We start from the raw sequence: 14,717 nt of genomic DNA, 5'->3' as shown, positions 1-14,717 counted from the left end.
ATTAACTGTGATTCGGGATTTGCTCCGGAGTTCCCAACGGAATATGATTCCGGGATATTTCGCGTTGAATTTCTTCCACCGGAACTTCGCGCGGCAGGACACCGTTTTTGGCTGCATACGCCGCCGCTATAGCCGCCGCCTCTCCTGTCAGTGTGCAAGCAGGAACATTTCGTGTGGAGCCAAAGGCGATCTCGTCTACCGAAATGCAGCGGCCGGCAACGATCAGCCCCTCAATGCCTTTCGGAACAAGGCAGCGGAACGGGATGCCATACCCTCTTCCGACGTTATCCATAATCGCCCTAACACCACCAGGCTCATGAACGTCAACCGGGCTGTTGCAAAGACCGATCGCATCTTCGAACCGCGCTTCATTTCTTACATCATGTTCCGTCAAAATATAGTCGCCAACGATTCTGCGCGTTTCTCTTATGCCCAATTTAGGAGCCACTTCAAGGAAAATCGCGTTGTCGAAGCCCCGTACGTATTTTTTCAAGAAATCAAACACACTGTATGCCTGTTTGCGGATTTCGATTTCGGCCCGAGTCAGGTCACGCGCGTCTAATCCGTTGCCATGCACCCGGGTCACGTTGATGCTTAATTCACCCGGAATAAGCGCACCTTTAAGGGTCATATGGTCCTTGGGAACAATCCAGTTGAAGCCGTCTTCTATGGCTTTTTCGATTCGTTTCGTTAAGCCGGTGGCAAAAAAGACCAAGGCATAGTCTTCGTTGGTTGCCCCCTCTTTTTCCGGAACGACCAGCTCCCACATATCATCCATGTTTTCTTTAAAGTCCTGGGCTACGGCAGGAATATCTACGTTCAGTACTCTAAAATAAGAGGTAATCGGCTGGGTAAGTCCGTCCTGCGGCCGGCCGAGCATAAATTCAGCCCCTGCCAGCTCCGCCACATCTCCGTCTCCGGAGGAATCAATCACTACGTCAGCCAGGATCAGCTGATTTCCCGATTTGGTGCGAATATGAATTCCCTTCACCTTGTTCCCTTCACGCACGACGTCCGTAACCGCCGCATGAAGGAGAACCTCAACACCGGCCTCCTCGATTGTTTCTATGATCACACGCTGCATGACCTCAGCATCGAATACTCCCGTATATTTCCCCCAATAGGAGCTTCGGACTTGATCGTCCGCCCCTTTATATGCCGCAGCACGGTTAAGAAGCTCTTTAAAAACACCGCCTTCAATCAACCCCGTAGGTTTCGTCAGTCGGCCTCCCGTTACGAGCCCCCCTAAAACTCCGCTGCCTTCTACCAGCAGCGTTTTTACGCCTTGACGCGCTGCCTTAATGGAGGCGACAATCCCTGTGACTCCGGCGCCGACAACAACCACATCATATTTACCGAATAATTCCATTTCTGAACACTCCTTATCGAATTTTGTTTATATAGATATGAATACGTATTCATTCAAAGGGCGAAAGACCCGGCTTTTCTTCTTTCGCCCGAGCTGAACCTCAAATCTCAACATCGCTTGCAAGCATGGATCTCTTTTTCCTGATCTCCGTAATGATACTAAAAGCCAGAATGACTAAGGTGACCAAAATCAGAGCTGCGGAAATCGGCCTTTCGAAAAAGATTAAAAATCCGTTTTCAGAGATTTTCAAGGACCTTAGCAACGAGGATTCGATTTCTTTACCCAGAACAAAGGTCAGTACCGCAGGAGCCAGCGGGTAGTCCAACTTTTTCATAAAGTATCCGATGATCCCGAAGGTCAGCATGACGCCGACGTTCCACAAATCGTTGTTCACGCTGTAAGCTCCGATCATCGAAACGACGAGAATGAAAGGAAATAAAAGCTGATACGGGACTAATGCGATTTTGCCCCAAAATCCCGCTAACGGAAGATTCATAATCAGAAGAATCAAATTCCCGATAAACATGCTGGCAATGACGGCCCATACAAAGTCTCCGCTGCTTTGAAAAAGCGTCGGTCCCGGCGTTAATCCGTGCATAATAAATGCACCCAGCAGCACAGCTACCGTAGGGGAGCTCGGCAGGCCCAAGGTAAACAGCGGAATCAGCGCCGCACCGCTGTAGGCGTTGTTGGCCGTTTCCGGTCCGGCAACCCCTTCAATGGCCCCTTTCCCGAATCGGGACGGGTCCTTCGCGAATTTCTTTTCAGCCGAATACGAGAGGAGAGAGGCAATCACCGCATTCGCCCCCGGGATCAATCCAAGGAAAAGTCCTATGCCGGTTCCTCTTGAGATAGACTTCATCGCAGGCTTCCATTCGTCTCTAGCCGGCAGCAACCCCTTGATTTTCGGTATTTTGCCCGCATTGGCCGCATTCTCAGCGCTGATCAGTATTTCGGAAATCCCGAACAGTCCCATAGCCACGACGACAAAATCCAATCCGTTCATCAATTCCAGATGACCAAAGGAAAAACGGATCGTTCCGGAAACCGGATCCATGCCGATCAAAGACAAAATCAATCCAAAAACGGCCGCCACCAAGCCACGTATTAATGATTTCCCCATCAATCCTACTAACATCATGAGTCCCATCATCATAAGTGCGAAGAACTCGGGCGGTCCGAAGCTTAATGCATATTGGGCAAGCGGAGGACCGATAAAGCTAAGTGCGATAATGGCGATGGTCCCTCCGATAAATGAACCGATCGCCGCAATTCCCAAGGCTGTACCGGCTCTGCCCTGCTTTGCCATTTGATGACCGTCAATACATGTAATCACTGAGGCGGCTTCTCCGGGAGTATTAATTAAGACCGAGGTTACCGTCCCCCCATACATCGAGCCGTAAAAAATACCCGACAGCAATATAATGGCAGGCACCGGCTCCATTCCAAACGTAATGGGCAGCAAAATCGCCGTCCCCGCCGTCGGACCCAGCCCGGGCATTACGCCGACCAGCATTCCTACGGTAACTCCCAATAGGCAATACAGCAGGTTTGACCAGGTGGCAGCCGTCTCAAATCCCTGCAGCAGTTGGAGAAATGTTTCCATTTCCTTCCCCCTTTTGTCTTAAAAGCCTAAGCTGTTCATTGGCAGCGGAACGCCCAATATCACATTGAATACCACAAACAATACAATGGATGATCCTAATGAAATGCCTAAACTGATATACCACTTATATTCACGGGCCAGCAGAGCAAAGAGAAAAAGGGTCCCCGCAATAACAAAACCTAAAAACGATACCACAAGAATGAAACCGGCCAAGGTGGCAAAAATAATGACCAATTTCCTTAATTCTCTTCCTTTAGGCAAGATTTCCGCCAGTGTCGTTTTCTCTTTGGTGATCGATTGAAGGATGCTCCATATGGAGAGTACAATTAACATTCCGCTTAACCATAACGGGAACATTCCCGGTCCCGGGCCCATCATGCTCGAATAGGTATAGGAAAAAGACTGAACAAAAATGACGATTCCAAATACTGCAAAAAAAGCTCCGCCCCATACTCCTGCATATTGTTTGCTCATTTTATTCCCCGCTTTCCATCACATGAGCTTCGACAAGGTCAACCTATAAGCCCGCATTCGAGGTTGAACCGAATCCGCGAAATGGCTTGCGTTATTTTATAAGTCCCGCCTTCTTCATGATCTCAGCACTTGTTTTCGATGCTTCTTCAATCACTTTCTTGAAGTCTTCAGGTCCGGCGTAAGTCGGAACCGTGCCCATTTTCTTGAATTCATCGATCACGCTCTGCTCCTGCATGGCCTTTTTGAATGCATCATCCAAGATCGTTATGATTTCTTTTGGCGTATTTTTGGGGGCCAATATTCCCGTCCATGTATCAAATCCCGGAAAACCGCTGCCGGATTCTTTCAAGAAAGGAGCATCCGGATAAAAATCCGTCTTTGTAGACCCCAGATTCGCCAACACGCGAAGCTTGCCGGCATCGGTATGAGGCTTAGCCTCCTGTGGCGAAATGATGGAGCCCATGACATGTCCGCCGAGGAGTGCCGTAATGGATTGCGCAGAGCCGTCGAATCCGACCTGCTTGGTCTTCACTCCAAATGTAACATTTAATGTTTCCATAGCGACATGCTTCGTATCTCCCGAGCCTGCCGTTCCGTAGGTGAATTTATCCGGATTCGCCTTGACATAAGCAAGCCACTCGTCAAAGGTTTTCCATGGTGCATCGTTTTGAACCACTAACATATTGGGGGCTGAATTTAAAAGAGAGATCGGCTCAAAATCGCCGGACTTATAAGGTGTATTGCCGAAATTGGGTTGAATAATGAGGTTGCCTGTCGTTACGGAACCAATCTTGTAACCGTCCGGCTTGGACTGGAATATTTCCGCTAACTGAATGGATCCGCTAGCCCCCGTCTTGTTGGAGACAACGATCGTTTGGCCGTTGGGAAGATGCTTATTGGCAGCGTTTACAACTAGCCGGGTTCCAATATCCGCCTGACCGCCGGCAGCAAAGCCGATCGTCATTTCAATCGGTTTGGTCGGGTAATTTACTTTTTGCGCTTCCTGGCCATTGGCGGAAGTCCCTGCAGGCGCTGATTTGGATTGAGAACACGCAATGGTTAGGGAGCTAAACAAGGTCATAGCAACGGCGACGCTTAAGATTTTTTTACCTGTTGTCATACGAAAAAACCTCCATACTTTGTAAAGTAGGTGCTATAAAAATATTGACATATACTACAGGAATAATCTTTAAAGTCATCCAGGCAAACGGTTACATTTTCATTCCCTCCTGACATAATAGGAGTTGAAAATCTCTCTTGATGTGGTATCATAATCCATGAATACGTATTCATTAGCTGAGTAAAGTATATAACCGTCAATCAACTTTTGTCCAGTCTTTTTTTAACTCGTCATTCATTCCCTTTCTTTCGGAGGAGGATACCTTATGAAATTAGTTACGACTTACCCATTGGAGCAAGCGGAGCTGGAGCATCTCTATGCGATGAATGTCGAGGTTGTCCAAAAGATGGAACAGGAGCTCGCGCATTGCACGGATATCGTTGATGCGGATATCCTGTTGGTAAATCAGCGTACGCTACAGCCGGAGCTCCTCGCGCGTTGCCGGGAATTAAAATGGGTTCAGGTCACTTCTGTCGGAATCGAACGGCTGCCGATTGAAAGATTGGAGGAGCGCTCAATACTGGTGACGAATGCTCGTGGCGTGATGGGCGTCGCCATCGCAGAAGACATTCTCTGCAAAATGCTGATGCTTTCCCGAAAGAGCCGAACCTGTATGGAACAGCAGAGAGAAAAAATATGGAGAGATCCGGGAGGCATGGTCAACCTCTCCGGCAAGACGCTCGGACTACTGGGCACCGGAGATGTCGGGACCGCAGCAGCCATTCGCGCAAAGGCATTCGGTATGACCGTAGTCGGCCTGAATACTACAGGAAGGCAGGTTCCCCCTTTCGACCATGTGCGGCCTGCCGGGAAAGTGAATGAGCTCATTGAAGTCAGCGACTATATCGTGATGACGCTGCCGCTTACTCCCCTAACCCACATGCTGCTCAACCGCGAACAATTCGACCTGATGAAACCGTCCGCGTTTCTTATCAATATTTCCAGAGGGGCTCTTATCAACGAGGAAGCTCTGCTTGAGGTTCTCCGTCAGGGCAAAATTGCCGGAGCTGCTTTAGACGTATTTGTTGAAGAATTCACCTTAGGCAAGCTGCCTGAGACGAGTCCGTTCTGGAATTTGGATAATGTCATCATTACCCCGCACAGCGCTGCCGGGGGCGATCAACGATATCAACGGTTCACTGCGGATTTTCTGGCAAATGTGAACAAGTTTGTACAAAGCAGAACTAACGAAATGAGCAATGTTCTCCATTCCGGCAGAGGATATTAGGCCTGCCTCTTGCAGGACCCGGAAATGTCATCGCACAGCAAAAGCCCGACAGAGCTGCTGCTCTCCCGGGCTTTGGTCATCTGTTACATTTGAGCGGCCACCGCTTTTTTCAAAGCCATGATATAGCCTGCATGCATCGCTTCATGGCATGTTCCAAACAAAAGCACTTCATCAAGCCGCTTGAAGTCTTTAAATGGAACCGTGATTTCTTTCTCCAGCCTTCCTTGCAGACGATTCTGGATTTGGCCCGGCTGTTCCTGCAAAAGCTTGATCAGGGACGGCAAATCCGGAGGGGTGGTCTGCCAGTCTGCCGGCTTCGTACCGTTGAGGAACAAATTCATCAAATCCTCAGGTAATCCGAGCGGCTCTTCAATCAAACGGTAAGCAAACCTCTCTTGAGTGGTCAAAATGTGCCCCAGATGCCAGCGTATATTGTTGTTAAATCCCTGGGGGACAATATCCGCCCGATTTTCGGTCAATTCTGTAATGAGTGCTAAGGTACGGCTTCGATGTAGTTCGATCTGGTTGAAAACGATAGACTCCATTCGCTTTTCCCCCTTCAACCGCCAAATTGGATTTTGTTTCTTTATTATAGTAACCTGCGGCAGACTGAAGGGCAAGCGGTTTTCCTACGCCGCCAATATTCGATAGCTTCTTTTCATAAGTGAAGGAAACAACCGGTTAATTCCCCAAGTTGTTTCCTTCATCGCTTAAGACTCGATTTCAATAACGATATAATCTTTTTCCAGGGAAACCGAGAAGGTCTCCGCTATATAAGGCCCTTCCTGCATTTCAGTTCCGGCATGACCTGTCAGCGAGCATCCCGCCTCTACCTTGGCCTCATAAGTACGGACCCGGGTTTTTACCGGATCGAACCAGGATTGGCCGGTTTTGACGTCGAACTCCCATTGGTGCCACGGACAGCGGATAATTTCTCCTTTTCGGGCATAGGTGTAGTCGCCTCGGCCCCGGGATTGAACAAATCCGCTCAAAACCCCTTCACAAAGCGGTGCGCCTCCATGCGGACAGCGGTTTCTCAAAGCGAAAAATTCGCCGTTTACATTGAATACACCGATCGACCGTCCTCCAGCATTCACGATTTTTCGTTCTCCAGGAGGGATTTCATCTACCGTTGCGACTACATATTTTTGTACTTTAGTTTGCATCGTTACGTTCCTCCTTAGCCGGAAGTCGATAGAACGAGCGGGCGTTGTCATAAAAAATCTTTTGCTTTAACGCCTCCGGGAATTTGGGCGGGAACGTCATATCCGGCGCATCATAATCCCAGTGCGGATAATCCGTGGCGAACATCAGCATCTCTTCCGAGCCCAAATGCTCGATCACCTGAAGCAGGTATTCTGCCGTCGGCGGCTCCTCCATCGGCTGTGTCGTAAAGCGCATATGCCCGCGGATATACTCCGATGGCTTGCGCGTTATGAAAGGCACTTCATCTCGCAGACGCTTCCAATGCTTATCCAGCCGCCACATCAGCGAAGGCACCCAAGCAAACCCGCCTTCGAGCATCACCGTTTGCAGGTTCGGGAAGCGTTCAAATACCCCTTCGCATACCATGCTGATCACCTGGCATTGAAACGCCTGCGCCATGTTGGTATGGTCCTCGATGTAGTACGAAGGAAAGCCGGAGGAGGTTGTCGCGTTCCCGCCTAATCCCCCGAAATGAACGGCGATCGGCAGGCCGTGGTTTTCCGCAGCCTCATAGATCTTCCAATATTTCCGCCGGCCCATCGGTTCCCGGGTACGGGGCATCATCATGACCTGGACAAAGCCGGGATGGCCGGCGACCCGGTTGATTTCTTCCACAGACAGCTCGGCATTCTCGTACGGGATGACAATGGAAGCGCGCAGCCGAGGCTCCTTATCGAGCCATTCGGCGATCTGCCAGTCGTTGACCGCCCGGGCCAGCGCGGCGCCGTATTCATCGCTAAGCTGCTCCCCTACCCGGTAGAGGCAGTTGAGAATGCCATACTCCAAATTCAAGGGATCCAGCAGCTGCTCCCGCATGAAGCTGAGGTCGGAGCCGGGGATCTGGCCGTTAGGGGGCCAGGAGTCCGACCGCATTGCTCCCGGATTGCCCTTGGGATAAGGAATATGGTTGGCGAAACCATGGTATCCGCGCAAACCGACCATGTCCATATAATTTCTCCAACGCAGGGGCAGGTACGGCTTCAGCGCTTCGTTGGAGGGAACCTCATTGTGAATATCGCAGTCGATGAATCGGGCTCCGGTTTTGCGTTTGGACTCCTTCACCACAGCATTGAACATCGTCATGCTTCTTCCTCCTTACGTTTCATACTCACTGGACAGCATTAGAAACGGTACAACGTACGGGCGTTTTCCGCCAAAATCTTCTTCGCCAGTCCCGGCGGAAGCTTGGCCGGCAGCGCCTCTTCCTTCGTATCGAAGTGCCAGTGCGGATAATCGGTGGAAAACAGCAGCATGTCATCGGAACGCAGTTGGGCCATGGTTTGCAGCAGATGCTCGGGCACCGGCGCTTCGTCCAGCGGCTGGAGCGTCAGACGGAAATGCTCACGGATGATTTCCGAAGGCAAGCGGTCCACCCACGGCACCTCCCGACGCAGGCCCTTCCAGTTCTTGTCAAGCCGCCACATCAGCGCAGGCATCCAGGTAAACCCGCTTTCCAAGAGCACAATCCGCAAGTCAGGAAACCGCTGAAACACACCTTCGGTGATCAGGCTGACAATCTGCGATTGGAAGGCCTGCGAATAGCTGACATAATCCTCAAGGTAATAAGAAGGCCAACCGACCGGCATCGTCGGGTAGCCTGTCACTCCGCCGGCATGAATGCCTATCGGCAGCCCGTACTGCTGAGCCGCCTCGTAGATCGGCCAAAAATGCTTTTTGCCGTATAGCATTTCGGAGCGAACCAGCAAAAGCACCTGCACGAAGCCCGGGTGTCTGCCCAAACGGTGAATTTCCTCTGCCGCCTGCTCCGGGTTCTGACTGGCGACAACCATCGAGGCGCGCAGCCGCGGCTCCTTATCCAGCCATTCGGCGATCTGCCAATCGTTGACCGCCGAGGCCATCGCTGCCGCCCAATCCTCATTGTGAATCATCTGTACTCCGTAAAGGCAGTTGAGAATAGCATACTGTACATTCCACGGATCCAGTACCTGACGGCGCAGCGTCTCCAAATCCGAACCGGGCGGGTTGCCGGAAGGCAGCTCTGAGCCCGGTCTGGCCGAAAGGGACACACCCATGGGATAATAATTGGGCTCCAGGCTTTTGATTCCGTGCTCCACGATATAATCGCGCCAACGATCGGTCAAGTGCGGGAACAGGGCTTGTATGGAAGGGACCGCATTGTGAACGTCACAATCGATAATCCCTGTTTGGATTGAGTTAGCGGCTTGTTTCTGCGTCATGAGCTCATCCATCGTAAACGCACGCTCCTTCGCTTTTGAGAATCATCATTGTCTACTATCAATATATACGGCCTTAAGTATACTTGTATACAGGTCTTTGCGGTTTTTTCCATCTGTCATCAGGCAGAAAATGGGCTCACTTTCTGTACTTAACCCAACTTCTCGATTAACACCTTTAACAAACTGTAAGTTGCCCATAAGCCAATACATCCAACAATACCAAGAATGAGATTTTCCCACCATTTATTCACATAATCGGGTAACATCATGCTTTTGCGGGACGTCATAAAAATAATTCCCAAGATAATGACCGGCGCGGTAATGACAGCCAAGCTGTTGCCTACAATCGTAAGAGTGACTAAATTGGGAGCGAATGGCATGGAGAAAATAAGCGGCACGAGAAGAAGTCCCCCAACCGAAAACCACTTAAACTTAGGATCCTCCTCCGGTTTTTTATATTTCTCACCCCTTTTTGTCGAGAGATGAACACCATGCAGCAGCAGCTTGGTAAATCCGAAAGAAAATGTGGGATAAGAGGTGAAGCAGACGAAAAATACGGTAATCCACAGCAGCAGAGGTCCAACCGGGCCCACGGCTTGGGCCATCATGGAAGCGAGGTCGACCTCGTTATGAATGAGCTGCCCTTGGCCGTACATGGTTTCGGCAGCAACAATCCAGATAGACAAATTGATCACCATGATCGCGAGAATTCCGGTAAGGAGATCGATAATTTGTAATTTGCGCTGCTGGGGTCCTTTCCACCCTTTTTCGCTCATTAAATACGGATATAAGAGATTTGCCGCCGAGCCGCCGACAGCCCCAATAATCGAGACGGCAATAAGCAGTGCTCCGAACGCATCATTATTGGCAGGTATACCGAAGGTGAGACCTTCAAAGAGGGCTCCGAAATTAATACCGGTTTCAAATATGGCAAATATAAAAGTTAGAATAATCACGACGCAAGCCGTCCGCGCCACCAATTCAAGCGCTTTCAATTGGCGCTGCCGGGTAGTCACATAAACCGCCAGAGCTACTCCGGCCAGAGACCAAAGAAAACTATTGCCTACCTCGCCAAAAATGTGATATAAAGCTACTCCTGCTCCGCGAATCATATAGGATACATAAACGAAACCCATCAGATAACCCGAGATGCCCAATAAAAGCGGAAATCCTTTCCACACGCGGTAAAAACCATGAAAGATCGTTTCATCACCATGACGATTACACAATTGATACTTTGCCAGTGCGTTAACAAAGAAATAACGACAAAATAACGCAAGGCAAAGCACCCACATCAAATCATATCCGTAATTAGCTCCGGATACGGATGAATCCACCAAGTCTCCTGTTCCAAGCCAAGCAAATGCAACAACCAATCCAGGTCCTAGGCTCTTCAGCGTTTCCAAAAAGCCTCCGCCTTTCGGCTGCAGCTCCAATGTCTGATTTTCTATAGGTTTTGCCATACTGTATGCCCCTTTAACCAGTTATTGTTATTCTCCATGATACTATTCAAACAAATAATTGGCAGTAAGCGTTTTCAATAATCGAAAGGATTTTTCCTTTGATGGCCGAGATCACCTAGATCTACAGTTCATGGACACCACAGCAAATGCTTTCATGAGTTAGTCTTGGATTTACTCCTTTCTTTGTTAAACTCTCTCACAATTGAAGTGATCCTCCTCCTGCGCCGAAAACCTAAATTCATTCCATTTGGCAGCATGTTGAAAATTCCCTGTTCCCCATCTATGCTTATTTCGTTTGATCCATATATATGCATCACCTCAACAACATAGTATACTTGTATACATGAATATAGCTTAGCCTTCTATCCTTGTCAACGATGATTGTAAGATCATATGCAAGTTGTGCAATCGTATTGCGTAGTGTAAAATATTTAACACAATTTGTTATAGGAAGAGGTAATAACTATGGATAACCAAATCACTCTCATTACAACCGACTTCACTCTGGAGCCCTTGGATTATTCCTCATCTTACACTCCTCTTCGCGAAGTTGTATATCAAAAACTTAAGACGGCAATCCTGAACGGTACGCTAAAGCCGGGACAGCTTCTAAGCGAAAACCAAATTGCCGACAAACTCTCCGTCAGCCGTACGCCTGTCCGTGAAGCGATCCGGATTCTGGAGACGGAAAATCTGGTCACGTTTTTGCCTGGAAGAAAAGTGATTGTCACGATGCCTACGCTTCAGGATATCCACGAAGTATATGAAGTTCGCTCCATCATCGAAGCGGAAGCTTTGCGAAGAATGACAGCAAACCATCCCTTGATCCCGAAAATGGAGGAAGCGATCGAGCGGGCTGAAGAGTATCGTAAACTGGGGGATCTGCAAAAGAGGGGAGAAATGAACACCGATTTCCATCTCTCGATTATATCTGCCCTGGAAAACCAGCGGGTTCAGCGGTTCATTGATTCCCTTCATGATACAATTTCCCGTTTTCGCGTATATTTTTTGACTTTAGAGCCGGCTGTCGAACGTGAGAACGAGCACAAGGAAATAATTACGCTCATCAAGCAAGGAAATACGGAACAAGCTGTAACCGTCTTGAAAAATCATATAGCCATCTCAAAGGAAAGTTTGATTAACGCATTTACCCAAAAATAATCTGCCTCCATCTTGAGCCGGTGGATGAAAAGCACAATACAAAAAAACTAAAATATGTGTTTGGTTGTATACAGGTATACATAATATTGTATATAATAACAATGAACTATTTCTAATGCTGTCCAGTGAGTATGAACCGTAAGGAGGAAGAAGCATGACGATGTTCAATGCTGTGGTGAAGGAGTCTAAACGAAAAACCGGAACCCGATTCATCGACTGCGATATTCACAATGAGGTTCCCTCCAACGAAGCGCTGAAGCCGTATCTTTCTCCGCGATGGAGAACGTATATGGACATGGTCGGCCTGCGCAGCTACCATGGATTCGCCAACCATATTCCTTATCCCAAGGGCAATCCCGGTGGAACGCGGGCGGACTCCTGGCCCCCTAACGGCCAGATCCCCGGCTCCGACCTCAGCTTCATGCGGGAGCAGCTGCTGGATCCCTTGAATTTGGAGTATGGCATTCTCAACTGCCTGTACCGGGTCGGGGAGCAGCTTAACGATGAATACGGCGCCGCGGCTCTTCGCGCTACTGGGTGGGTGGATGGCGCTGGCCCGGGCGGTCAACGACTGGCAGATCGCCGAATGGCTCGATGAGGAGCCTCGGCTGCGCGCTTCCATTGTCATCCCGTACGAGAATGCCGAGCTGTCTGTGGAAGAAATCAACCGGGTCGCCGGCCATCCCGGCTTTGTCCAGGTCCTGATGATGCCCCGTACCCGGGAACCGATGGGCCGGCGGAAATATTGGAAGATCTATGAGGCTGCGGAAAACCACGGCCTGCCGATCGCCGTTCATTTCGGGGGATTAGGCGGGAACGCGACAACCTCCTCCGGCTTTCCTTCGTACTACATCGAGGACCATACCAACATGGCGCAGGCGTTTCAATGCCAGGTGATCAGCATGGTATGCGAAGGGGTATTTGAACGCTTCCCGAATCTGCAAACGGTGATGCTCGAAGGCGGGTTTGCTTGGGTGCCTTCGCTGATGTGGCGGCTGGATAAGCATTGGAAACGCTTGCGCGAGGAGGTGCCTTTCTTAACGCGAAAGCCGTCGGAGTATATCCGCGGGCATATGCGCTTTACGACACAGCCGATGGAGGAGCCGCCGACAGCCGAATATCTGCTTCAGGTGATCGAGCATTTGGGCTCGGAAGAGATGCTGATGTTCGCTACGGATTACCCGCACTGGGATTATGATGCGCCGGACCTGACGTTCCCGTCCAAATTCCCGGAGGCGTTAAAGCAAAAGATTTTTTATGACAACGCCCGTTCGTTCTATCGCCTTCCGGCAAGAAATCTTCATCATCAATAGAGGTGGGAACCATATCACGCTATAGTCAAATCGCCCGTTCTATTGTCTTCACCCTATCTGTTTTATTCTTTTTACTATATAAGATCGGGGACTGGCAGCAGCTAGCCCCGATGCTTTCCATTTTGTCCATCATTGCGATTTTGTTATCGATCCCTACTTCCAGTTTACCCTCCAACATTTTTGTGCTTTTGTTTTTGGTAACAGGGTCTTGGCTTGCATTGCAAAAAGGAATCGATCCGTATAACTACATATTATTTTACGGAGATATGCTCTACTTGCTTTCTTTGTTAGCCATGCTTCCGTTTCTCGCCATTCCGTTGAAATTAGGCCGTTACGACGAGTCCATTGAGCAGATCTTAAATAAAAAAACGCGAAGCGTCACTCAATTACACCGTACCATTAGTTCCATTTCGTTTTTACTCAGCAGTATTTTGAATTTGGCTACGATTCCTATCATGTACTATAGTATTAAAGGTGCAGTGGAAAAGATCGGATTGAAAAATACCAATAAATTTTTGTGCTTGGCCATCATTAACGGTTTTGTAGTCTCCGTTGCCTGGTCCCCATTCTCCGGCGGAGTTGCCATCGCTTTGGAAACGACGAAGGTTCCCTGGTCCAGTATCTTCTACAAGCTGTTCATCATTGGCCTTTTGGGGCTATTCCTCAATTGGTTGGTTTTCTGGTTAAGTGAGCGGCGTTCGGGAAGCAAGCCGCTGGAAAATCCGTCGAACGAACACAACCAGACCCTATCCGAAATGGCTTCGGCTCAAGAGCCTAAAACAGCCTCCCATCAACCGTTTACTCAAAAGCCTATCGCCAAAATATTGCAGATCGTGCTTGTGATCCTTCTGCTCATTTCCGTTAACGTGGGACTAACCGGCATATGGTCGCTGGGGCTTGTAGTGACAACATCGATTCTGGCTTTTCCCTGTGCACTCTTTTGGGCTTTGGCTTTAAAGCAGGGGAATGCTTTTTTGAGAGAAAGCAAATCTTACATCATCCATAAAATGCCCGGTATGGCGGATCAGTTCGCTATTTTTCTCAGCACCGGTTTTTTCGTTCAAGCGCTTCAATATTCCGGATACAATCATTACGTAACCGAGTATTTGCTGCAGTTCAATCACGGGGTCGGATCCGACATTTTTTTGCTCATCCTCCCTTTGATCACACTCGGATTCGGTTTTATGGGAATGCATCCCATCACAGCGATCACCCTTTTGGCGGAATCGATGAATCCCTTGGCATTGGGCATTTCGGCCGAGCACTTGGCCATTGCTTTGGTCGGAGGTACCGTTATGACGTTTTCCATCGGTCCTTTTAGCGGAACATTGAATATGTTCTCCATTATTATCCGTCAAGGCACGTTTCGTATCGCAGCATGGAACCTTCTATATACGTTGAGCTTTTTTCTCTTTTTGGCATTGGTTCTGCTGCTTATTTAAACCATTCACTTCTAGAGTAAAGGACTGAATTTTTTTTTTTTTTTTTCAGCCCCTCCTCATCAAACCGTACGTGAAGTTTTCCCTCATACGGCTTTCCGATGTTCGTCATTCATGCGCATGCGATTTACAAAAGCGTC

14 protein-coding genes are annotated in these 14,717 nt (G+C 49.1%); 5 read left to right on the top strand and 9 right to left on the bottom strand.

Translation table 11 applies throughout. The features are described 5' to 3' along the window. Position 1: 1 nt before the first annotated feature. The 4 genes from ACZYR9_RS19625 to ACZYR9_RS19610 form a co-directional block, all read right to left on the bottom strand. Positions 2-1,369, bottom strand: coding sequence for an FAD-dependent oxidoreductase (locus tag ACZYR9_RS19625; RefSeq protein WP_488980157.1), 1,368 nt, complete (start codon positions 1,367-1,369; stop codon positions 2-4). A 100-nt stretch (positions 1,370-1,469) separates the two neighbouring features. Further along, a complete protein-coding gene (locus ACZYR9_RS19620; protein ID WP_488980156.1) occupies positions 1,470-2,975 on the bottom strand; it encodes a tripartite tricarboxylate transporter permease in 1,506 nt (501 codons plus the stop codon). Between the two features lie 18 nt (positions 2,976-2,993). Further along, on the bottom strand, positions 2,994-3,449 hold the full coding sequence (locus ACZYR9_RS19615) for a tripartite tricarboxylate transporter TctB family protein (protein WP_488980155.1): 456 nt from the start codon (positions 3,447-3,449) through the stop codon (positions 2,994-2,996). A gap of 91 nt (positions 3,450-3,540) precedes the next feature. Further along, positions 3,541-4,569: a Bug family tripartite tricarboxylate transporter substrate binding protein gene (locus ACZYR9_RS19610; RefSeq protein ID WP_488980154.1), complete on the bottom strand. Its 1,029-nt coding sequence runs from the start codon at positions 4,567-4,569 to the stop codon at positions 3,541-3,543. Between the two features lie 265 nt (positions 4,570-4,834). Between ACZYR9_RS19610 and ACZYR9_RS19605 the strand changes: the two genes are divergently transcribed. After that, on the top strand, positions 4,835-5,797 hold the full coding sequence (locus ACZYR9_RS19605; RefSeq protein WP_488980153.1) for a D-2-hydroxyacid dehydrogenase: 963 nt from the start codon (positions 4,835-4,837) through the stop codon (positions 5,795-5,797). 83 nt (positions 5,798-5,880) lie between these two features. Here ACZYR9_RS19605 and ACZYR9_RS19600 read toward each other — a convergent pair whose 3' ends face one another. The 5 genes from ACZYR9_RS19600 to ACZYR9_RS19580 form a co-directional block, all read right to left on the bottom strand. Further along, entirely contained in the window at positions 5,881-6,342 is a 462-nt protein-coding gene (locus tag ACZYR9_RS19600) for a DinB family protein (protein ID WP_488980152.1), read from the bottom strand. A 165-nt stretch (positions 6,343-6,507) separates the two neighbouring features. Then, positions 6,508-6,963 carry a Rieske (2Fe-2S) protein gene (locus ACZYR9_RS19595; protein ID WP_488980151.1) on the bottom strand — a complete coding sequence of 152 codons (456 nt, stop codon included), beginning with the start codon at positions 6,961-6,963 and terminating at the stop codon, positions 6,508-6,510. Further along, a complete protein-coding gene (locus ACZYR9_RS19590; protein ID WP_488980150.1) occupies positions 6,953-8,086 on the bottom strand; it encodes an amidohydrolase family protein in 1,134 nt (377 codons plus the stop codon). Before ACZYR9_RS19590 ends, ACZYR9_RS19595 begins: the two co-directional genes overlap by 11 nt. A 38-nt stretch (positions 8,087-8,124) precedes the next feature. Next, positions 8,125-9,213 (bottom strand): amidohydrolase family protein, encoded by a 1,089-nt coding sequence (locus tag ACZYR9_RS19585; protein WP_488980149.1) that lies wholly within the window; start codon positions 9,211-9,213, stop codon positions 8,125-8,127. A gap of 137 nt (positions 9,214-9,350) precedes the next feature. Next, the gene (locus tag ACZYR9_RS19580) at positions 9,351-10,664 is read right to left on the bottom strand and encodes an Nramp family divalent metal transporter (RefSeq protein ID WP_488980148.1); all 1,314 of its coding nucleotides are present in this window, start codon (positions 10,662-10,664) and stop codon (positions 9,351-9,353) included. A 465-nt stretch (positions 10,665-11,129) separates the two neighbouring features. On the opposite strand from ACZYR9_RS19580, the gene ACZYR9_RS19575 reads away from it, so the two are divergent. From ACZYR9_RS19575 to ACZYR9_RS19560, 4 genes are all read left to right on the top strand, one after another. Continuing rightward, positions 11,130-11,825 carry a GntR family transcriptional regulator gene (locus tag ACZYR9_RS19575; RefSeq protein WP_488980147.1) on the top strand — a complete coding sequence of 232 codons (696 nt, stop codon included), beginning with the start codon at positions 11,130-11,132 and terminating at the stop codon, positions 11,823-11,825. A 154-nt stretch (positions 11,826-11,979) separates the two neighbouring features. After that, complete coding sequence (locus ACZYR9_RS19570) at positions 11,980-12,423, top strand: hypothetical protein (RefSeq protein ID WP_488980146.1); 444 nt, start codon at positions 11,980-11,982, stop codon at positions 12,421-12,423. Further along, positions 12,329-13,138, top strand: coding sequence for an amidohydrolase family protein (locus tag ACZYR9_RS19565; RefSeq protein WP_488980145.1), 810 nt, complete (start codon positions 12,329-12,331; stop codon positions 13,136-13,138). The genes ACZYR9_RS19570 and ACZYR9_RS19565 overlap by 95 nt, the downstream gene beginning before the upstream one ends. 110 nt (positions 13,139-13,248) lie before the next feature. Next, positions 13,249-14,580: a hypothetical protein gene (locus ACZYR9_RS19560; protein ID WP_488980144.1), complete on the top strand. Its 1,332-nt coding sequence runs from the start codon at positions 13,249-13,251 to the stop codon at positions 14,578-14,580. Positions 14,581-14,717 lie beyond the last annotated feature (137 nt).

It is taken from the genome of Paenibacillus sp. F024 (genome assembly GCF_057814255.1).
The sequence above is the reverse complement of the archived record's forward strand: the minus strand, read 5'-3'. Positions and strand labels throughout refer to the sequence as shown.